An 18,947-nucleotide genomic window follows, 5' to 3' on the forward strand; every position below is an offset into this window, starting at 1 on the left:
GTTCAACCCTTTTTAAATGAGGTTACTAGCTCCAAAAATCCTAGTGCGCCCGAAACGCCCCTGTCTAATAATTTCTTCGTTTCTTCGTCTTGCTCAAACTCCAAGTCCAATTCTATTGCTAAAATCGTTCGGAGTTCCTGACGTTCGTCGTCGTCAAGGTCTCGAAATTCGTCCCAAACTTGACCAAAGTTTGAGAATGTTGGCCGAACAAGGGGGAGCAATCGAAATACCTTTGGTAAGGTGTTAATAAGGCTCAATTTACGCTCGGTGAGAATACCCGCCGTAATGGCAATGAGCGACCCAAAAAAGCGTACAAAATACGATAACTGATTGATGCCAAACGTCTTCATTGTTTGTTGGTTTTGGTGAAAAAGTGTTTAAAAAAATCTATAAAAGCATTGGTCAATTCGCGGGTTCTATCGACCAAAACGCGCCCCGACACCGATACCATACGTAAAAAAATATCTGAACAAATGCCAAACATAAACACCACAAAAGCGGCTTTGAAACTTGCTAGGTCAATGCCGTAGTATTCGCAAAATGCAAACCCTACGAAGTTGGACAACACAAGCCCCGATAAGGCTACTTTAAGCGTGTCTTTCCATTCGGCCTTTTTGTCGATGGTACGCACGGCAAGTATTGCACCACCCAACCCCGCCAACTGCAAACGGAGGTTAATATCAAGCGTTACGCCCGAAATTTGGAGTATTACGAATAATAATACATCCGCAAAAACTGTACTGATATGGTGCATAGAACTAGGCATAACGTTTTAAGATATACGCTTAGTGGCTAAATAGACAACCGCCGCCGCTATGAGCCAACCCGTGAGGTCTTTTTTTTTGAACCAACGTAAACAAGTATTTCGGCCTCTCGACGCGCTATGAGTGCGTTTAGTTTTACGCCTTTTGAGAAAACCCATTTACGGAACTCGGTAGCAATAGCCGTAAAATCGTTTGGGTTGGCGTTTACTTTTTTGCGTAGGGTAGAGCTAAACAATGCCCCGCCGCCTACGTTGTAAGTAAATGACGTTAGGGCGTCAAATTGCCCTTGTGTGAGCGGTACGGTGATATAGGCGTTTACGGTCGTAGCAAAACGTGCCACATGGTGCGTTAGGAGCTTTTCGGCGCGTTCTTTGGTGATGGTTTGCCCCGCTTTGACGGGCGTTCCATCCTCCCACGTTTGCGACCCGTACCCGATTGAGTACGCCCCGCCGTCGGGGTAGGCTTTGGCCTCGAAACCCTCAAAACCACGAATAAGGGTTAGGGTGCTTGCTGTGTAGTTTCTCCCTGTCATTGCCGTGTTAAATTTTGCTGATTGATAACAAAAAGAACCTCATCAAAACCCGTAGAAATGTCAGTAAGCGAAAATAAGCCGTACTTAATATTCCCACCAACTACATACTTTTCAAAAACCCCCTCAATTGCTTGACCTGCTGAATAGGTTTTAAAAGGGGTGTTGGTAATAAGGAGTTGCCCATTTGTGGAGTATTGGGCATAATAGGCGGTGACTGATGCGTTAGTTTTCAGTACGTTCGATTCCCCTACGGGTTCTAACACCGTACCGCTATTATTGCCTTTTAGCATCAACAAAAGAACAACTCCTAATACAATGACTATCAGATTCATAGTGATTAACCTTTATAGATTATTAAGTCTTTGCGTACCATAAAGTACGAATCCCAAATAAGCCCCTTGACCTTAAAAACGCTATACAAAGTGCCGCTTTGGCTTACTTTTATGATTTGTACAGGGGCGGTAGTTGAGACCAAAGCGCCCGCTTTAAATGCCGAACCAACTGCTTTAAAGGCCGTACTATATTGCCCATTCGTAAGGGTTACTTCATAGGCTTGCGCCGCTGCCGTGGTATAGTACCCCTTTGTTTTGGTTGTCGTGTTTGGGGTCGTTGTGGTGGTGGTAGGCGGCTTTATAGTCTTGTTCAGTACGCCAATGAAGGTCTTAAATTCTTCTTCGTCAGTGTCATTCTGAACGTCTAAAAGCATATCAGAACCGAACTTTGTGTTGTAGTACTGTTTGGCCTTTGCGGTGTCTGTTACAGAATTAGCCGCCTCGTACAACTTATTTAAGTTTGTACCGTCAAGTCCCATTGTCCAACCAAAACCCGATGGGTTAATCGCCTGTCTGATTTGTACCGCCGCCAATGCGTTTACGTCACCTACCAAAATAGCTTCGTCGGTTGCGGCTTTGGCGGCGTTTCTTACAATGCTACGCACGAAGAAATAAGCCACAACCACAATGATAAAACGAACTACTAGGGTCTCGTTGTTTTCGGTTAAGTATCGGCGTTGGTTGGTTTCCATTGGGACTACAATAGGCTTTTAAGAAGTGGATTGTTGGCTAAAGCAACCGCACTAGAAAACACCTTATCGCGGGTTTTTGGGTTGCTGATTTCCTTTAGAACGGCGGGGTTGTTGTTGAAAAAGTTGGCCGTCCATGCGATGAAATCACACGCTTTTTCGTCGCTCCCTAGCACGTTTACAATGACGGAATAGTGAGCTTTGACAATGTCGGTTTTTTGTTCGGGTGTCATCCTAAGGTTTTGTTTTTGAGTGCTTTACTACAATTTGAGGTCTGACGCGGCATTTTTAAGCCCCTGCAAGCCCTTGACCATTTCCATGGGGGACATGGCGGGTTTTTCGTCTTCGTCAAAAATTTCTGACAGGGCTTTTCCCAACTCCTTAAATCGGCTGTCGGTATGCTCCTTGTGTTGCTGAATAAGCATTTTAATCTCTGTAAGTGAGGTTTTTATGTCAACCATCACCTGAAACATTGCAGCATCCATAGCGGTTGTGTTGTTGGTTTTTTGTGCCTGAAATCCTGTATGGTACACCTCAAAATCAAATACCGTTTCGCCCCGATAATTTTGCTTTGACGAACGGATAAGTAGCTCATATTTGCCCGTCGTGAGGTGGTTAGCTAGTTCGCTAAACTCCTGTATTGATTCCTGCAAATCGTCGCTCTCAAAATCGCCTTTGAGTTTGCCCGAACTGGTTTTTAACCGCCAGTAAGTCACCTTTTTACGTTCGATATGAGCAATAGCGTCTTGTACGGTATTCATGTCAGTAAGAGGGGGATAATAGGGGGACTAAGCCCCCCTATTTTGCGCGTTCTTTCATTTTTTGAACTTTGGCCTTAATGCTCTCTTTGGCCTTTTTTTCGTTGGTGATAGTAGCATTGTATTTTGATACCTCAGCACAACGTTTTTCCCATTTTTCAAAGGTGCTTTTGCTTGCGCCTGCCTTTGGCTGTTTTGGGTATTTTTTTGCCTTCTTTGCCATTTTTGTATGGAAGTTTATAGGGGGTTTTTTACGCCCCCTTTGGTGAAAGAATCAGATTAAAACAAGCCTAAGAATTTAGACTTTTTGCCGCCTTTTTTGCCCTTCTTTTCCATGTAGAAAAGGTATGCCAACACCAAGGCAATCAACAAAATCCAAACCGCGTTTTCCTTGATGAACGTTACCGTGCTTGCGCCTAGGATGTTCTCCAAAAAGTTTGCACTGGTAGAAGTTGAACCCGTCGAAGTGGTTACTACCGCCGTGGTGGTGCTGTTGGTGTAAGTGGCCGTATTAGGGTCAATCACCGCTACGCCTTGCCCTCTCAAAGAGTAAAAAGGTTGGTTGTTGTACAAGCGTGGTAGGCTGTTATCGTTGATAACGTTTACTTTCCAGTCGTTGCCTGATACCGCCGTTACAAAGGTGGCACTGTTGCCGTCGTTGAGCATAGACGCCACGTCCACGCCGCTATGATACGTCCCGTTGCCTTGTGCTACGTAGGTCATAAACGCATCACGGGGTAAAAACGCCCATTGTGCTACGTCGGGGTCTGGTACTGTGTTGAGAACTTGGTAAAAGAGGCCGTATTTGCTGTTGACCTGCCCTAAGTACACTACACCCGTACCGTTTGTACCTGTGAGTGTACCAATGTTACCAATGATGGAAACTTCGTTTGCTGCCATTGTGAAAAATTGGTTTGTGAAAAAAAACTATGCGTGTCTAAGTGGTTGTGCGTTTGTTGAAAAGCAGTAAAGCCGCTACCGCCGCCCCGCCAATGAGTAGGGGTGTGGTATTGTTGGCCGTGCCGCCGCCTGTACCCGCGCCGTTGCCTCCGTAGGTATCAAACCCGCCTAGTACTTGCCCGTTGGGTAGGGTAGTTGCGGCGTTGTTGTTTGGCACTACTCCGTTCGGAAAGAGCGCGTTTAGGATGGGCACAAGTGCGCCATTTACTACCGTGCTTACCGTCTGCACCCATTGGCCGTTGGCGTTTTGGGTAGCGTATTTGATATACACCTTGCCGTCGGGGCCTGTTGCGTAGGTTGCGCCCTGTGGCAATGGCGGTATGACGGGGGTTTTCGTCGGGACGGATAAAACTTGCGTGGTTGGCATGGTGGTAACTACTTAAAAAAGTTGATAGGTACGTCCATTGAAAACGTGGGTACTGTAAACCAAACCCATTCGGCCTTTACGACTCCCGAAAAATAGAGCGACACCGTGCCGTCGCCTTTGCCGTCCGCAATGATTTTTTGAATGACGGCGGGGGCGTCTAAGAGGCCGATTTGAACCAGTAGCGGCATGGCCGTAGTGGCGTTGGGTTGAATAAGCACCTTGTTGGGTAATACGCATTGTGCGTACTGGTAGCCCTCTTTGTTTCCTACCCTAAAGTCCGCGTTCTGTATTGAAAGTGAGGCGTTTAGGGCGTTGGTTACGGCTATGGGCTGTATCCACTCAATCGCCCCACTTGATACCCGAAAATTGGTAGGGAGCAGGGGGCGGTAGTTGAGACGTTGGGCGGCTCTAATCTTAGGCGTGTACCACACTAAGAACACCACAACGGCAAAGACTAAAAAAATGGCGGTTCGATTCATCGGTTCAGTAAGATTAAGACCACAAAGGCCGCGATTGCTATTACAACTATTCGCCCCTGCTTGATTAGGTCGTCCTGACTATCAGGGGCGTTGGGGTCTGACGGGCTGCTTTGTGCCTTATCAGCATTGAATTTTAGGCGTGAGTCCGACAACGCGGCTTCTACCGTTTGCCCTTTTTCTAGGAGGGTCAAAAAATACTCGTAGCCTTCGGGAGCGGGTAGCCCTTGCGCCGATGGATAGAGACAGGTGGCAAAAATGACCCGTAGGTTTTGCGCCGTAAGCTCTGACCGTGACGCGGCCAAGCGCTGAATCCTTATTTTGGCGGCGGGGTCTAGGTCTGCACTTTGGCGGATGCGTTCGAGTACCAATAGGCGTTCGTCTGTGGGTGTTACCGTGCCATTGGCGGGGACTGTACCGCCCGTATCCGTTCCGCTCCCTGTGTTGGCAGGGGGTTGGGTTTCGGGCGTGGTGGTAACGATGCCTTTGCTAAGGTCAACCCCACTTGCGTAACTACCTCCCTGTGTGCCGCCAAAAATGTCTAAAAATATACCCGTGTTGGTCGTAGGATTTACGCCGATGACGGTGTTTTTTGACGGGAAAATATTGGTCGTGATAAAGCCCATTTACTTACTTTTTTAAGAGAGATAAAGCACCTATTGCAATACTTACATAGACTAGGGTATTGTCTGTTTTGGTATCGCCTCCGTTGTTGCCTCCGTTGCCGTTTGAGCCTCCCGTATTAGTGCCGCCGCCCGTTGTGCCGCCGCCTACTGCTCCGCCCGTGGTGGTGGCGGGTTTGCCGCCTTCTACGCCTTCGTAAATCCACGTACAAGAATTGTCTTCGGCGCGGTAGTAGGCTATACTCGGAACTATTGCCCACTGCTGAAAAACGTTCTTTCTGTACCACCGTGGCACTACTACTTCTATCCAAGTGCCGCCCGTGTTGGCTATTACGTTGCCCGTGGCGGTTACGTAGTCGCCTTCTTGCCAATCGGTGTTGGTATTAGTCTTATTGGCGGGTTTCCGTTGTTGGGTGCTATCGGTTGATGTTCCCCAATAAAACAACGCCCCCGTCTTTACGACCTTCACTTTGGCGTTTTTGCTAGGTGGTAAAATCGTTTGTGCCATTAGCGGATGATAAAGTATAAAGCGACAATAAGAGCCAGTACAAAATAGAGGGTGTACGAATTACCCGAATCGGCCTGTAACTGCTGTATAGCCGCCTGTGTTTGCTGTATTTTGAGTTGTAGGGCTTGTAGTTCGGCCTGAGCCTTTGCTACGTTTTTGCCCTGAACGCCTGAAATGAGCGACCCCGCCAAACCAACCAAAACGCCCAAACCTTGCACTATCGGTATGGGTATTGCACTTGCAACCGCTCCTGTGATAGCCGTGGCTGTACTGGTTAGCTTTTGGCGGTCTATGAGCAACTGGTAACGGTCTGCAATAATGACCATTTCGTTTGCGTACGATTGTGCCAGTTGTCCAAGTTTCTGTATTGCCTCCGTTCTTAGTTCGGCTTGTACTTCCGCCGATTCTCCTTTGTAGTTTTGGAGGGTGGCAAGTACATAATTGACCGTTACTAGATTATCGGGGAAATACTTCATTTTTGGGTCATTTTGCGTCGTTGTGTGATGCAAATATGTGGTGAAGTTTCCAAAATTGAAACACGGTTTTTGTATCTTTGTAGAGTAGTAAACAATGGTGATAACTAGCTGAAAAACAAAAAGAATGGTCTTTAAAAATCCTTTTTACCGAAAGTCTGATTTGCTCCAAATGGTAGGTTTGGAAGCGTCGCCAACAAACTATTCTCGTTTTCGGAAACTATTAAGTGAAGAAATAGCTCTCTGTACGCGCTATGACAATAAGCATACATTCACCGAAAACGAGAAAAACCTAATAGTGTCATGGTTCAAGAAACAATCATAACACCTACGGCCTATTATAAGGGGATGAATTGGGGATTTTGCGTAGGGTTTTTGCAAGGGTATTGGCGGGGATACCTGCAAAATAATCTTTGGACAAAAAAAGACAGACAGACAAAGGGGGTATATTAGGGAAATGTCTGTCTGTCGCTCCATAAAAACAAAATAATATTCTGAAAATGGCTTATTTATGGCACTAAAAACGGAATATTATAAATATTTGACCGTCGGACACGGCCTAAGATTCCGACAAAATGGGTTTTATCCAATGTTTTTTTTGGGGCTTTTTCTTCGGACAGACAGACATTTCACCCTATATATATATTTGTCTGTCTGTCTATATGTATCTGGGCGTGTCCGTCCGTCGGTGCGTCTCAAAAAAGTTCAAAAATTTACTAAGCGGTTTGGAGCGTGTTGGCCGAAAATTTTACTTTTGACGAAAATCGAAATTTTAGAAGAATGAAAAAGTTACTACTATTAATAGCCACGTTTAGCGGATTGATTGTTTACGGTCAGACTCAAAGCGAAATAAACAAACATATAAGCGTAGAGTCTAGGAAGAAAGATTTGGAATTGACCTATATCATTGAGAAAATTAAGATTGATTATGATGGTGACGTCTTATTTTTGAAGTCTTTGGAGGAATCTCAAAAAGCATGGGTGACGTACAAAAATTCAATGATAAAGGCTAAGTTCCCCAATATCAATCAACCTAACTACTATGGTTCATCATTGGGGCTTTGTGTATCTGACTATTTGATTTTTTTAACTGACAATAGAATTAAGGAGCTTAAAGTGTGGTTAGATGGGCTACCAGAGGGGGATATTTGTAATGGTAGTGTAAAGAATAAAAATGTATCCCCTGTTACAAGTGCAAATAAACGAATAGATGGAAGCCCATTATTTAAAAAGTCTTCTGATTCGGGTATTACTTTGGTGGACTCCATAGCGCCCAAAGGTAGCATTGACGCAAATAGTAAGTATGGTAAAACTGGTGGTGTAAAGGCTGCATTAGCCTTGAATGTGTCAGGTTGGGGGATGGGGGCGCGTCCACAAATTAATGATGATTCGGGTGAATCAGGAAGGGTAGTATTTGAAATTACGGTTGATGATACGGGGGATATTGTCAATATAATGGTTAAAGAAACTACCTTTAGTCAATCCGTAGTAGAAAACTATAGACGCGAGGTAAAAAGAATGAAGCTAGTTCCTAAGTCTGAAAACGTCCCACGTCTTTCAAAGGGGACAATAACATTTAATGTTCAATCAAAATAATTTACTAACCAAATCTATATGGAACCTACTCAGAAAGTAATTGTAAAAACCTACAAAGGGAAGCAATCTAAGGCAATGAATGATTTTTCGGTAGATGCAAAGCAAATGGCAAGCATGGGGTATTACCCTACTTCACAAAGCTATGCCGCTGGTAGCTACGGATGTTTTCAGTTCTTAATAGCACTTTTATTATGTGTTATCATTATTGGATTCATAGTGTTTGTTTATATGCTGATTGTTAAACCCGACGGCGTTCTTAGTGTTACTTATGAGTACAAAGGATGAAAAAAGGTTAAGAAACAGAAAAGCCCCTCACGATTGAGGGGCTTTTTGTTACTGGATGATTTGTAAAAGCTCTTTAATCTTCAAGTAGTCCCTAAACCTATCGAGACGGGTATAGTCGTCTAGTTCCGAAACTTGTGAATCTAAGTAACCCGCAAAGAGTTCGTCGAGCGTTAGGGATAGCCCTAAAATGTCGTCGTTTTCCTCCTTAAAGTTCTTGATGTTGTTGTGCATTACGTACGTAAATACGTCTGTAATGGTTTCTGTGTTGGCGTTGGGCGTTGCACACATAGTAGTAAATGATTTGATTGTTTGAAAAATAACGACGGTCACGCCCAACACCAATCTTTCCTGTTATGGAAAAATGCAGTATTTCGGGACTTACACCCGTATGCCGTCGTAGTGTCTTTTTAAATACGTTTGCTTGAATGTCCATAACATTAGAAGAATTTTAATAAAAAAATTGATATTGGGCATTGCAAACGTAGTGGGTAAAAATGATAAAGTCAATAGGTAAGTGGTTGATTTTTAAATGTTTCCAAAATTGGCAATGGTAAAAGGGGTAGTTTCCAAAATGGATTTGTACCCCTTTCGGGGGGCTAGTTAGCGTTTAAAAAGCTCTTTGATTAAATTACGATTGGCTTCCTCAAAGGCTGCTAGAATTGTGTTTTTTGTGCATTTTGATGACATTACAAAAGAAGGGTCTGAATTAAGACCTAAAAACATAAAGCTCTCTACTCCATGTTCAGACGCTACCTTTTCAAGGGCGGCAAGAATCTCTTCGGAGGTCACTGATTTTGTTTGTTTGGATTTTTGTGATTGCATTGTTGTAAGTGGTTTACAGATGAAAAATCATTTAACGTAATCATATTCTTTTGGCAGTATTCGGACTGCTTCCGTTTTTCCCCAAACCCAAACCCCGTCTAAATGTTCGTATTGCTTAGGCGTTGGGATTATGTCATGTATAGAGTTCGGTGTTAAATCTTTAAATTGTTCTCCTACTGCGTTAACTCGCCTAATTTTTATTTTTTGTTTCATTGTTGTAAGTGGTTTAAAGGTTGTTAAATTCTTTTTCTAGTTCAAAGATTCTTTTTGAGACATTTTTCACCAAGAGAGCCTTCAAAAGTTGGTTGTCTTGGTCGTCTATGTCGAGTTGGTGATTATTGTCATAAAGGCACATTTTTACTTGTTTTGAGTTTGCTAAATCAAGAATGTTTTTTTGCTTTTTGATTTCAGCTAATACCCCTAAGCCTTTATCTAGTTTTTCTACTGTCATTTTGTAAGTGTTTAAAGTGAAAAAATCATTCAAAGTAATGTTAGTTTTCGTGAAAAACGAATGAGAGTAGTGTTTCTTTATCTCGTTCGCCAAATGCACCCATCACATAGAATATACTGCATAAAGTTGTGAAACTGGTATAAAGGCGTATTTGCTTTTATCTTTCTAATACTTAGAGTTCTCCAATTACAAAATTTGAGCATTTTACTATATAATAGTATGCCTCAATAAACTTTTCCATTTCGTATTCTGTATCGAAAGTGTAGGTTACTTTAACCGCAGATTGATTAGATAGGTTTACCGTTTTTTTGTTTGTGTTGTGCATTGTTGTAAGTAGTTTAAATTGTTATGAAAGTTTAAAGTTTTTATTTGATGTTTCAATGATTATTTCAAGTTCAAAGGCTTTATTAAAAGCCCTATCCGCCGTTTTATCGCTAACCACCTCACCCACTTTGTAAGTGTTCATAATAGCCGTTTTGAGGTCTTTTTTAGATAGTTCCGCATTTGTGCCAAACGCGCGTTTTATGGCGGTTGCAATCGTGGCCTTATCTCGTTCTTCTTTGCTTTGTTGGCCTTCACTTTCTAGCAGTTTACGTACTTGTTCGGATACCAACGTATAATCTTTTTCGATGGGGTCATACTGGAAATATACCGTCGAAAAATCGCCGTCGTAGCGTATCATTTTGGAAGAAATAGAATGGGTGTTATTTTCTCTATTTTTCCCCACAACGATACTGCCCGCACACTTTCTTTCAGATTCCGCGCCAATGTGCCCACGTGCGTTTCCAGTGTTTCCTTTTTCGTGAATCAACGAGATAATAGCAACCTCTTTTTTTGAACTATTAGCCATTAGGAAGTTGATTAATTCGTTGGCCGCTACCTCGTTATTAACCGAATCCAGCAAATCAGTAATACCGTCTAATACAAGCAAATGGATGTTTTCAAAATGCTTAAAAATCAATTCCATCCGCCGCCGCCGTTCTTGGTGAGAATGTTCCCGCCAGTGAAATACCCAAAGATTAGGGGGGCGTTTGTCAAGCCCTGCCAACCAACAAATTTTCTTCATTAGTGCTTTAGCTTGGCTCTTATGTTGCTCAGTATCAATGTATATCACATTGCGCCCGTTGGCGGGTTCGGTCTGAATAGAAAGCGTTTTCTTTAGGTTATGATTCTTCATAAAAGCCCCCGCAACCATCCGCAAACAAACGGCGCTTTTCCCCGCTTTGGGAGGCCCCACTATAAAGGATATTTCACCGCGCACGGCATAGATACAGTTGTCAATTCTTACTACTGGTTCAATGTCAGGAACGGGGGTTTCGTCGGTTAAAAGGTCTTTTAGAAGGTCGTTTAGCTCGCTTTCTTCTTCGCTACTTTTGGGCGGTGTTGAGTTTTTGCCTTTCTCTTTCGAGGTAGTTTTCTGAGGCTCTTTGTATTGTGTCGTTAGAAATCCCATGAAAGTAGCTTAAAAGTGTTTTTTTAAAAGGTTCTTCGTTCGGCATTAACTGCAAAAGTGCTAGGGTATAAAATCCGTCTATTCGTTTGGGGTTTCGAGAAAACAAAAACGAATGTTCCCCTAAAAAGCCTAAAGACTCAAACACCTTTTCGATATATGAAAGCGTTTCGTATTGCTTTCGTAGTTGTTCGTCGCGTAGGTATATTTCAAACTTCAATTCGTTGATATAATCGTGCGTTTGCTGTACTTTATCCCACAACTCAAGTTTATTCTTAACCCAATTCGCGCCGCCTGTCTCATGGTATTTTATGCCAAAAAATGAGCATTCTTTGTCTATTTCCTCCTGTGTTATCATTTTACTTGTTGCGGTTTAAAGTCTTTAAATTGCTTTTCAAAATCAAACTCGGATAACAAAGGAAACTCGAAGTATTCTAAACATTCGACTAAGGTTAAGGGCTTATAAAACCCAACTTTGTTTTGTAGTTCAAAATCAGGCTTATTAGGGTTTATTTGTGCCCAATCGCCAAACTCGCCCATCACCATAATTTTTTCGGAAAAACGCATTTGTTGGAACGTAAAAAAGCCTACTTGCCCCGTCTTCATGTTTGCAATGTTTTTCTTTGCTGTAACCTTGCTTTGAAATTCGGGCGTTGCAAAGGTTGTTATGTTTTTGGTTGTGTCGCTCTTTTTCATTTTTGTTTGTTTTTTTGAAGTTTGTTTTTTACTGATTGTAATGCAACTAAATCGTCTCTATCTACATAGAAATGGAACTGTTCGTTGCAGTATCTTTCAGGGATACATTCAAATATATTACCCCTGTTTGATAAGGTAAATTTATCAAGTTATTTAAGTATGCTTTTTAGGGCAAAAAACTCGTCTTCTGTTAGTTTTAATGTTCTCATTTTAAATCGTTGTTTAGAATGTGTTTGGCCTGATAAAACGCTGTTAAAATATTGTCTTTCGGGGCTGTATTGTCCCTAAAATCCGTCATCAATTCGTCTATGTGAATCAGGAAATTCTTGTAGGCTTTTAGCTTTACGTCTTGCTCCCTAGCAAGTTTTCGTAAGAATGAAAGTTCGTTGTAGTCTGTCATTATTTTTGTGGTTTATATGCGGAAAACTCCTTTTGCATTTGGGTTTAAATCCTTGTATTCTTCTACTTTTATCTGAGCTTTTATTTGCTCTAAAATCTCGCGATATTCAATTAGCTGTTTTAGTGATTCTTTACCTTCTTCAAGGCTTGTTAAAAGTTGATGTTCGAGGTTTTTGGAGTTTTCTATCTCAAGTGATAGGTCTGATTCCGATTTAATGTAAGGCTCTAATTCGTAGCCGAAATATTCAAAAGCCGCTTTTATGTGTTTTAACTTTGCTTTCATTTTAGTAAGTGTTTAAAGTTTTCGACTTTTGTTTTGCTTGTTCAATTTCTTCGGCTGTCCATTCACTTTTTACCCATTCGTTATAGTCACTTTCTAGCCCTTCTATCTCTCTTTGAAATGCTTCTAATTCTTGCTTTAGGCGTTCAAATCTTATGTACTTACATTCCATTTCGTGCGCCCTGTTTTCTGTGATTCTCCCCGCTTCGGGTAGTAATCTCAACCAATGCTTTTTCATTTGTTTGAAATGTGTTATAAAGTGAGACCGTATTTCTCTAATGTTTCTATTTTGGCAACATTGGTATCTAAAAAAAAGCCATACTTAGGGCAATGAGAAATATTTAATTCTGCCCAAATCGCGCGTAGTTCTTCCGTATTAAAGTTGTTTTCTGAAATACGTTTATATACAGTTCTGATACTGCAATTGAGCGTTTTAGCTAGTTTTTGGCGCAAATCAGCCTTATTTCGCTCATTTAGTTCTTCGTAGTACGCTAAGAATGTCACGTACTTAGTTTGTGTCGTTTTACCGTTTACTAATTTGGTCATGCTCTGTTTTTGTTTTTGGGTGAAAATGTTATTTATTGGCAGTGCAATGTTAATAATTAACACAATTGTACGCAAGTAACCACACATAAAAATTTCCAAAAATGAAACAAGAATTTTCTTTTGGCTTGATTATCAAACGTTTAATAGATTCCAAAGGTGATACGCTAGAAGACGCCGCAAAGAAAGTCGGCGGCTCAAAATCCAACATTTCAAAAATTTTAAAGAAGAAAGATGTTAATACCGAACTGTTAAGGGATTTTGCCGACGCGTATGGGGTAGGGCTAGGGTATTTCTTCCAGTCGTTCGCCCCCGTGTACAATACTACACAGTCCGCGAAAAATGTTGGCATTCAGGCCGTTGCTGAAAAAATAATGCCCTATGAGGCGATAGGCAAGAAAACGGCAAACAGTGGTAAAAATAGCATAAACGAAGAAATTCTTATTGAACGGTTAAAGAGGTTAGAGAGCGAAAATAAGCTACTTAGGGAAATGGTAGAGCTACTAAAGAGCCGCTGATTTTGATATTTTTTTGATATTTTTTTCCCGCTTTTTCATTGATATTTTTGATATAAACATCTAAATACCTCATTATTTGAGGGTTATATATGCAAAACAAAGACTCTCGCCTTCGTCACCAAAAACCCCGATAGCGTCAGTTATCGGGGTTTTTATTTGCCTAAAAGTTAATGCTAAACGTTTGAATTAACTCTTCATCTAGCTTAGAAATGATGGGTGAAAATGCCCCAACAAACTGTTTTTGAGGTGTTAAAATAAGCTTTTCAATGGGGGTAGAAGGCAGTAATGTAATGGCTGTTACCGAGACAATGTAGCTTTCGTATAAAATATCTACGCGAAAAGTTGCCTTTGCCAGGCCAAGCGATGGAGCATTAAGAAGTGTGCCTGTTAATACATTGTTGGTTCTGTTACTTTCCAACTGAATAAATCCTTTTTTTTGTAGCGATTCGGCCATGGCTTCCACGATGATGGGGGTGTCCATGTCTTTAATTTCAACGGTTTCGACCCAAGTCACTACGCCTTGATTGGCAATAAAGCGGTCTTTTTTTATTGTCTGAGCTTTTACATTTGCCGAAACAAGGCTCAATAATTCCCACAAACCAAGGAAAACAAGTATTTTATGCGTCATATCATCAATTTTATTGGAATCTCATCTTACAAAGAAACCGTTTTACTGGCATTAACGCAGCTTTTGCCCCATTTCGTCCTGTTTAGGATCGAAAATTTATCGCCCGAACAAGAAGCCGACGAATGGCGGAAAACGTGGATAGCCTCTCTTGAAGCTGACGCCTGCATTTTGTACAGTGATGGCAACTCCGAACACCTGTCGTTGTTGTTGGACCGACTTTGGCGAGCTCCTGGCACAAACATTTTTACCCTCGATATGGCCGAATTGGAAGAAGATGATTTGACTTCTTTATCTTCGATCAATCAGTTGCTAAAAGAACTTCTTCCTGCTGATTTCCAATAACCAGTTACTAATCTTCTCAACGAAAACAAAAATCCCGCCAGTAAGTTTACAAGCGGGATTGAGACTAATTGTACATAAGAACTTTCGTTCGCATACCTTAACGGACTCACACAGGGTTTATTTTAACATTTGCTTCATAAAACCATCACATTAGACAAAATTTCGAGACTTTTGTAATTTGCAGGGAGAAAGGGTTGTACTAAACACGGTACTTAAACACATAGAACATTTAGGTTTTTCACAATAGGATACATAGATTCATCTTATGTTTTCTATGTGTCTATTCTATTGTGTACTATGTGTTATAGAAATGGAGATAATGGAGGTACAACTTGGAGAAACAAATGGGTAAGAATTTAATAGATAATATGCAAAGTACCTTAACGGAGCGGGAAATTGTCGTAAAGCAAATCAAACGCATACACCAAGACGATGCGGTGCGGCTTTTCTTTTATTTACTAAACGAAATGATACAGAGTTTGGACATTCCAAAAAACTCACCTCAAATTGCGTTTACGGTAAGCGAAAAGTTTCCAAAAATCACTGCTAATTTGAACAATTTCACCGCTTTACAAATTAGCGGTAAGAAAAATAATGTTACGTTAAGCCTACTTTTTAAGAAAGAATACCTCTCAAAGCCAGCACTTCAACATAAAAATGTAGAATTTGAAGAAAAGGGAAATGCCGACTATGCGTTGGGGAAAATCAAGTACCAAGACAAACATCTGCTTCAAAACGATTCTATTGTGCAATATTGGATTGATTCGTTGCAGGATTTGAAGCAAATTGCCTCTGCAACCAATCACCGTGAGTCGCACAACCGAGCCGTTTATCAAGCTGCTGAGGATGAGGCGTTTCGTTCGGAATTGTTTGCCAAAAATACGTCAATGGAGCGAGTGGTTGCTGAACCGACCGAAGCTTATCAAAAGCGAAAAGAGCGCCCCACCATTCCCCTCAATTATATTTATTACGGAGCGCCAGGGACGGGGAAAACCTACGAAGTGCAACGATTGTGTCAGTCGTATGCACATAAGATAGTGACGTTTCATCAATCGTTTGGTTATGAGGAGTTTGTAGAAGGGATTCGACCCGAAACAATTGGTGATAAAATCACGTATAAAGTTCGTAAAGGTGTTTTTTACGAAGCGTGTTTGGAGGCATTACGAGCTGCCGACTATCAAAGTTTTGACGGCTGTATTGCTGACACCGCCGAGAACCGCCAAAAACGGTTTGCTCAAGCGCCCGTTGTACTTATGGTGATGGATGAAATCAACCGTGCCAACGTCTCAAAAGTGCTTGGAGAATTGATTACGCTCATTGAGCCTTCAAAACGACTGGGGGGAGGCGATGAGCTTTGGCTTACGTTGCCGTACTCGCAAGAAAAATTTGGGGTTCCTGCCAACCTGTACATTGTCGGGACGATGAATACCGCAGATCGTTCGATTGCTTTGTTGGACACCGCCCTACGTCGTCGTTTTTATTTTAACGAATGTTTGCCCGATGTGAGTGCTCTCAGCGAAAAGGTGATTGAAAATGCCAATGTAGGAAAGCTTTTGACGACGCTCAACGAACGGATAGAGTTTTTGCACGACCGTGATCATGTCATCGGTCACGCGTATTTTCTGAACGTACAGACTTTTGAGGAGTTGTGTGAACTGTTTCGTTTTCAGGTGATTCCGCTGTTGCAAGAATATTTTTACGACGACTGGCGAAAAATTCAATTGGTTTTGGGAGATAATGAAGCATGGGGTAAGCCGCTAGATGCCAAACTTATTCAAGTGAAAATGCAGTACAGTACGCGAATGGAGCAAGAACTTTTTGGCGAAGACCTCGACAATGCGGATGCTGTAGTGACTTATCAACTCAATCCGATGCTTACGGAAGGGCGTTTTGATGAATTACCCCGAGATATGTTCCGTCGAATTTATGAAAGATAACCTCATTCAGCGTCAAGTTGAGCTGTCGGCCCACGTGGTGGCGTTTAGCCGTTTTTTGAGAGGAAAAGGCTTACCCGTCGGTCCCGACCGCGAAGCCGATGCCCTGAAAGCATTGGCCGAAATTCAGTTGGGAGAAGAAGAACAATTTTACTTGGCGATGCGGAGCGTCTTTCCCCAAAACCGAAAGCAACTACGCGAATTTGACGAATTATACACGAAGTATTGGAAAGAATTAGCAAAGGCAGTTGATTCAAAAATTAAGGACGAGGCCAAAGAAAGTGAGCAGAAAAAGAAGACGCCGAAACAAAATGGTGAAGCCACCTTTGAGGCACTCAAAAATTGGTTAAACGGCAATAAACAATCGCAGACCGAAGAGTTGGCGTCGCATAGTTTGGGGGAACCCCTGACGCTGAAAGATTTTGGGTCTTACACCGACGAAGACATCCACGAAGCCCGCCGTTTGGTGCGCCAAATGGTACAGCGAATGGCTAAAACCATGAGTCGGCGGTATGAAATTACCAAAAACGGTGGGCAGTTGGACTTGCGGCGTGTCTTGCGGAATAATTTTCGAAAAGGAGAAGAAATCATCGATCTTTTTCACCGAAAACCCGCCCGAAATAAAATCCGTTTGGTATTGCTTTGCGACGTTAGTAAATCAATGGATTTGTACAGTCGCTTTTGGGTGCAGTTTATGTATGCCTTTCAGACGTTGTATCAGTCCATCGAAACCTTTGTGTTTAGTACAAAATTGGTACGAATTACGGAGGATTTAAAGGAAATGGAATATACCCAAGCCCTTGAAAACTTGTCAGAACGCGTTCCTAATTGGTCGGGCGGGACGGATATTGGAACCATGTTGCGGCAATTTGTGGACGAATACGCGATGCGAAAGCTAAATTCACGGACGATTGTCTTAATTGTCAGCGATGGTATGGATACGGGAGATGGGGACGATTTGGCCAAAAATATGGAGCGAATTCGACGAAAAGCGAGGAGGGTGATTTGGTTAAATCCTTTGGCTGGTTCACCCGATTTTCGCCCCGAAGTAAAAGCGTTAAAAGCGATTTTGCCCCATTTAGATTTACATGCCCCCGCGCACAATTTGGAGAGTTTGAAACGAGTCATTGAGCAATTACGTTAGGAATAAAACTTGAATATGAAAATAACTGTATTAGCGTTTGGGATTGCCAAGGAGATTATTGGCCAACTTGAACTGACCTTACAACTGCCAGAGGAAGCAACGGTGGCGGATTTGAAAAGCCATTTGGTCGGCCAATTTCCCGATTTTCAAAAACTGGCTTCACTGCGCGTAGCTGTCAATACCGACTATGCCGACGATACCCAACCGCTCCATTCCAACGATGAAATTGTATTGATTCCTCCCGTCAGTGGAGGCTAAAAGGAAGTCCGAATTTAGCGTGCAAATTTGTGGTGTTGGTTGCTCACAACCAACACTTGAATAGACTGTGGTACAGGTTGCTCACAACCAGTACTTTATTGCAGTGTTACAGGTTGCTTACAACCTGTTTTTTTATCACATAATTTACTAGAAATCAAATGAAACTCATTGAATGTCCACGCGATGCGATGCAAGGGTTAAGAGACTTCGTACCGACCGACGCTAAAATAAATTACTTAAATAAACTCCTTCAGGTAGGTTTTGATACGCTCGATTTTGGAAGTTTTGTTTCTCCCAAAGCAATACCTCAGATGCGTGACACGGCCGAGGTGGTTGAAAAATTAGACCTATCGACAACTTCCACTAAGTTGCTGGCCATCGTCGCCAATGTTCGTGGCGCAGAAGATGCGGCACAATTTGGGCAAATTCAGTATTTGGGTTTTCCGTTGTCGGTTTCTGAAACGTTTCAACAAAAAAATACGAATAAAACCATTGCTGAAGCTTTTGGCGAAGTGTCAGAAATTCAGAATATATGCCAAAAAAATGGCAAAGAATTGGTGGTTTATCTTTCGATGGGTTTTGGCAACCCGTACGGCGATGCTTATAGTCCCGAAATCGTGGAGGAGTTTACCGAAAAGTTGGTTCAACAAGGGATTAACATCATTGCTCCTTCTGATACGATAGGTTCGAGTACTACCGATGAAATTAAGACGTTGTTTGGGCATTTGGTGAAAAAATTCCCAAATGTGGAATTTGGGGCGCATTTGCACGCAAAATCGTCGCACACTCCTAAAAAAGTGAAAGCAGCTTTTAAAGCAGGAGTTAGACGAATTGACTGTACCGTGCGTGGTTTTGGGGGCTGTCCTTTGGCCGACAATAAGCTTGTTGGCAATTTGGCAACTGAGCTGGTAGTGAGCGAGTTAACGCAGCTTGGCGTCAACTTGCCGATTGATGATTTAAAACTCGCCCAAGCTATGCTGGCTTCACAGTATGTTTTTGGGTAAATGTTACAAGTGTTACAAAGGTTGCGCTTCTCCGAAGCTGTTTTTGACAATTTTGCCTCGGCGAGGCGTAACGTTTGTGGCTACAAATGTTGCGCTTCTCCGAAGCTGTTTTTGA

General features: G+C 42.2%; 34 protein-coding genes. 8 read left to right on the plus strand and 26 right to left on the minus strand.

All coding sequences use genetic code 11. From position 1 onward, the window contains the following. Nucleotides 1–2: 2 nt before the first annotated feature. The 14 genes from K339_RS0125425 to K339_RS0125490 are packed head-to-tail and all read right to left on the minus strand — an operon-like array spanning nucleotide 3 to nucleotide 6,485. Nucleotides 3–350, minus strand: coding sequence for a hypothetical protein (locus tag K339_RS0125425; protein WP_028526124.1), 348 nt, complete (start codon nucleotides 348–350; stop codon nucleotides 3–5). After that, on the minus strand, nucleotides 347–766 hold the full coding sequence (locus K339_RS0125430; protein ID WP_028526125.1) for a hypothetical protein: 420 nt from the start codon (nucleotides 764–766) through the stop codon (nucleotides 347–349). The genes K339_RS0125425 and K339_RS0125430 overlap by 4 nt, the downstream gene beginning before the upstream one ends. Before the next feature lie 47 nt (nucleotides 767–813). Beyond that, nucleotides 814–1,296: a lysozyme gene (locus tag K339_RS34795; protein WP_051398251.1), complete on the minus strand. Its 483-nt coding sequence runs from the start codon at nucleotides 1,294–1,296 to the stop codon at nucleotides 814–816. Beyond that, complete coding sequence (locus K339_RS0125440; protein WP_157607743.1) at nucleotides 1,293–1,628, minus strand: hypothetical protein; 336 nt, start codon at nucleotides 1,626–1,628, stop codon at nucleotides 1,293–1,295. Before K339_RS0125440 ends, K339_RS34795 begins: the two co-directional genes overlap by 4 nt. 5 nt (nucleotides 1,629–1,633) lie before the next feature. After that, complete coding sequence (locus K339_RS0125445) at nucleotides 1,634–2,320, minus strand: hypothetical protein (protein ID WP_028526127.1); 687 nt, start codon at nucleotides 2,318–2,320, stop codon at nucleotides 1,634–1,636. Between the two features lie 5 nt (nucleotides 2,321–2,325). Beyond that, on the minus strand, nucleotides 2,326–2,550 hold the full coding sequence (locus K339_RS0125450; protein WP_028526128.1) for a hypothetical protein: 225 nt from the start codon (nucleotides 2,548–2,550) through the stop codon (nucleotides 2,326–2,328). Between the two features lie 27 nt (nucleotides 2,551–2,577). Beyond that, nucleotides 2,578–3,078, minus strand: a complete 501-nt coding sequence (locus K339_RS0125455) for a hypothetical protein (RefSeq protein WP_028526129.1) — start codon at nucleotides 3,076–3,078, stop codon at nucleotides 2,578–2,580. 37 nt (nucleotides 3,079–3,115) lie between these two features. Further along, a complete protein-coding gene (locus tag K339_RS37310; RefSeq protein ID WP_157607744.1) occupies nucleotides 3,116–3,298 on the minus strand; it encodes a hypothetical protein in 183 nt (60 codons plus the stop codon). A gap of 56 nt (nucleotides 3,299–3,354) precedes the next feature. Next, a complete protein-coding gene (locus tag K339_RS0125465) occupies nucleotides 3,355–3,975 on the minus strand; it encodes a hypothetical protein (RefSeq protein WP_028526131.1) in 621 nt (206 codons plus the stop codon). A gap of 37 nt (nucleotides 3,976–4,012) precedes the next feature. Continuing rightward, nucleotides 4,013–4,402, minus strand: a complete 390-nt coding sequence (locus tag K339_RS0125470; protein WP_028526132.1) for a hypothetical protein — start codon at nucleotides 4,400–4,402, stop codon at nucleotides 4,013–4,015. Between the two features lie 8 nt (nucleotides 4,403–4,410). Further along, nucleotides 4,411–4,881, minus strand: coding sequence for a hypothetical protein (locus K339_RS0125475; protein ID WP_028526133.1), 471 nt, complete (start codon nucleotides 4,879–4,881; stop codon nucleotides 4,411–4,413). Further along, nucleotides 4,878–5,504: a hypothetical protein gene (locus K339_RS0125480; RefSeq protein WP_028526134.1), complete on the minus strand. Its 627-nt coding sequence runs from the start codon at nucleotides 5,502–5,504 to the stop codon at nucleotides 4,878–4,880. Before K339_RS0125480 ends, K339_RS0125475 begins: the two co-directional genes overlap by 4 nt. A 4-nt stretch (nucleotides 5,505–5,508) precedes the next feature. Beyond that, nucleotides 5,509–6,009 carry a hypothetical protein gene (locus K339_RS0125485; RefSeq protein WP_028526135.1) on the minus strand — a complete coding sequence of 167 codons (501 nt, stop codon included), beginning with the start codon at nucleotides 6,007–6,009 and terminating at the stop codon, nucleotides 5,509–5,511. Next, nucleotides 6,009–6,485, minus strand: a complete 477-nt coding sequence (locus K339_RS0125490; protein ID WP_028526136.1) for a hypothetical protein — start codon at nucleotides 6,483–6,485, stop codon at nucleotides 6,009–6,011. Before K339_RS0125490 ends, K339_RS0125485 begins: the two co-directional genes overlap by 1 nt. A 777-nt stretch (nucleotides 6,486–7,262) precedes the next feature. On the opposite strand from K339_RS0125490, the gene K339_RS36535 reads away from it, so the two are divergent. Then, entirely contained in the window at nucleotides 7,263–8,078 is an 816-nt protein-coding gene (locus tag K339_RS36535) for a lysozyme inhibitor LprI family protein (RefSeq protein ID WP_064751015.1), read from the plus strand. 18 nt (nucleotides 8,079–8,096) lie between these two features. Further along, on the plus strand, nucleotides 8,097–8,363 hold the full coding sequence (locus K339_RS0125500; RefSeq protein ID WP_028526137.1) for a hypothetical protein: 267 nt from the start codon (nucleotides 8,097–8,099) through the stop codon (nucleotides 8,361–8,363). Nucleotides 8,364–8,411: 48 nt separating this feature from the next. Here the strand turns inward: K339_RS0125500 and K339_RS0125505 are convergent, their stop codons facing one another. From K339_RS0125505 to K339_RS0125560, 11 genes are all read right to left on the minus strand, one after another. Continuing rightward, nucleotides 8,412–8,651: a hypothetical protein gene (locus K339_RS0125505; RefSeq protein WP_157607745.1), complete on the minus strand. Its 240-nt coding sequence runs from the start codon at nucleotides 8,649–8,651 to the stop codon at nucleotides 8,412–8,414. A gap of 312 nt (nucleotides 8,652–8,963) precedes the next feature. Then, nucleotides 8,964–9,185, minus strand: coding sequence for a hypothetical protein (locus K339_RS0125510; protein ID WP_028526139.1), 222 nt, complete (start codon nucleotides 9,183–9,185; stop codon nucleotides 8,964–8,966). A gap of 27 nt (nucleotides 9,186–9,212) precedes the next feature. Continuing rightward, complete coding sequence (locus tag K339_RS0125515) at nucleotides 9,213–9,398, minus strand: hypothetical protein (protein ID WP_028526140.1); 186 nt, start codon at nucleotides 9,396–9,398, stop codon at nucleotides 9,213–9,215. 13 nt (nucleotides 9,399–9,411) lie between these two features. Then, entirely contained in the window at nucleotides 9,412–9,636 is a 225-nt protein-coding gene (locus K339_RS0125520) for a hypothetical protein (RefSeq protein WP_028526141.1), read from the minus strand. Between the two features lie 346 nt (nucleotides 9,637–9,982). Continuing rightward, nucleotides 9,983–11,089: a P-loop NTPase family protein gene (locus K339_RS0125530; RefSeq protein WP_028526142.1), complete on the minus strand. Its 1,107-nt coding sequence runs from the start codon at nucleotides 11,087–11,089 to the stop codon at nucleotides 9,983–9,985. Continuing rightward, a complete protein-coding gene (locus tag K339_RS37630; protein WP_028526143.1) occupies nucleotides 11,004–11,444 on the minus strand; it encodes a hypothetical protein in 441 nt (146 codons plus the stop codon). The genes K339_RS0125530 and K339_RS37630 overlap by 86 nt, the downstream gene beginning before the upstream one ends. Next, nucleotides 11,441–11,782, minus strand: a complete 342-nt coding sequence (locus K339_RS0125540; RefSeq protein ID WP_028526144.1) for a hypothetical protein — start codon at nucleotides 11,780–11,782, stop codon at nucleotides 11,441–11,443. The genes K339_RS37630 and K339_RS0125540 overlap by 4 nt, the downstream gene beginning before the upstream one ends. Nucleotides 11,783–11,987: 205 nt before the next feature. Beyond that, nucleotides 11,988–12,182 carry a hypothetical protein gene (locus K339_RS0125545; RefSeq protein WP_028526145.1) on the minus strand — a complete coding sequence of 65 codons (195 nt, stop codon included), beginning with the start codon at nucleotides 12,180–12,182 and terminating at the stop codon, nucleotides 11,988–11,990. Nucleotides 12,183–12,194: 12 nt separating this feature from the next. Beyond that, the gene (locus K339_RS0125550; protein ID WP_028526146.1) at nucleotides 12,195–12,464 is read right to left on the minus strand and encodes a hypothetical protein; all 270 of its coding nucleotides are present in this window, start codon (nucleotides 12,462–12,464) and stop codon (nucleotides 12,195–12,197) included. A gap of 1 nt (nucleotide 12,465) precedes the next feature. Next, nucleotides 12,466–12,699: a stable inheritance protein KleA gene (gene kleA, locus K339_RS0125555; RefSeq protein ID WP_028526147.1), complete on the minus strand. Its 234-nt coding sequence runs from the start codon at nucleotides 12,697–12,699 to the stop codon at nucleotides 12,466–12,468. 14 nt (nucleotides 12,700–12,713) lie between these two features. Then, the gene (locus K339_RS0125560) at nucleotides 12,714–13,007 is read right to left on the minus strand and encodes a hypothetical protein (protein ID WP_157607746.1); all 294 of its coding nucleotides are present in this window, start codon (nucleotides 13,005–13,007) and stop codon (nucleotides 12,714–12,716) included. Between the two features lie 101 nt (nucleotides 13,008–13,108). Here K339_RS0125560 and K339_RS0125565 point away from each other — a divergent pair, with 101 nt between their 5' ends. After that, entirely contained in the window at nucleotides 13,109–13,522 is a 414-nt protein-coding gene (locus tag K339_RS0125565) for a helix-turn-helix domain-containing protein (RefSeq protein ID WP_028526149.1), read from the plus strand. Nucleotides 13,523–13,682: 160 nt separating this feature from the next. Here K339_RS0125565 and K339_RS0125570 read toward each other — a convergent pair whose 3' ends face one another. Further along, nucleotides 13,683–14,150, minus strand: a complete 468-nt coding sequence (locus tag K339_RS0125570; RefSeq protein WP_157607747.1) for a hypothetical protein — start codon at nucleotides 14,148–14,150, stop codon at nucleotides 13,683–13,685. Between K339_RS0125570 and K339_RS0125575 the strand changes: the two genes are divergently transcribed. The 5 genes from K339_RS0125575 (at nucleotide 14,142) to K339_RS0125595 (ending at nucleotide 18,832) form a co-directional block, all read left to right on the plus strand. Continuing rightward, nucleotides 14,142–14,492, plus strand: a complete 351-nt coding sequence (locus K339_RS0125575) for a hypothetical protein (RefSeq protein WP_028526151.1) — start codon at nucleotides 14,142–14,144, stop codon at nucleotides 14,490–14,492. The genes K339_RS0125570 and K339_RS0125575 overlap by 9 nt on opposite strands. Nucleotides 14,493–14,860: 368 nt before the next feature. Then, a complete protein-coding gene (locus K339_RS0125580; RefSeq protein ID WP_037301889.1) occupies nucleotides 14,861–16,429 on the plus strand; it encodes an McrB family protein in 1,569 nt (522 codons plus the stop codon). Further along, on the plus strand, nucleotides 16,419–17,570 hold the full coding sequence (locus tag K339_RS0125585) for a vWA domain-containing protein (protein WP_037301890.1): 1,152 nt from the start codon (nucleotides 16,419–16,421) through the stop codon (nucleotides 17,568–17,570). The genes K339_RS0125580 and K339_RS0125585 overlap by 11 nt, the downstream gene beginning before the upstream one ends. Before the next feature lie 15 nt (nucleotides 17,571–17,585). Continuing rightward, the gene (gene moaD / locus K339_RS0125590) at nucleotides 17,586–17,828 is read left to right on the plus strand and encodes a molybdopterin converting factor subunit 1 (RefSeq protein WP_028526154.1); all 243 of its coding nucleotides are present in this window, start codon (nucleotides 17,586–17,588) and stop codon (nucleotides 17,826–17,828) included. A gap of 158 nt (nucleotides 17,829–17,986) precedes the next feature. After that, on the plus strand, nucleotides 17,987–18,832 hold the full coding sequence (locus K339_RS0125595; RefSeq protein ID WP_028526155.1) for a hydroxymethylglutaryl-CoA lyase: 846 nt from the start codon (nucleotides 17,987–17,989) through the stop codon (nucleotides 18,830–18,832). Nucleotides 18,833–18,947: the final 115 nt, after the last annotated feature.

The sequence above is a fragment of the Runella limosa DSM 17973 genome (genome assembly GCF_000482465.1).
GTDB lineage: Bacteria > Bacteroidota > Bacteroidia > Cytophagales > Spirosomataceae > Runella > Runella limosa.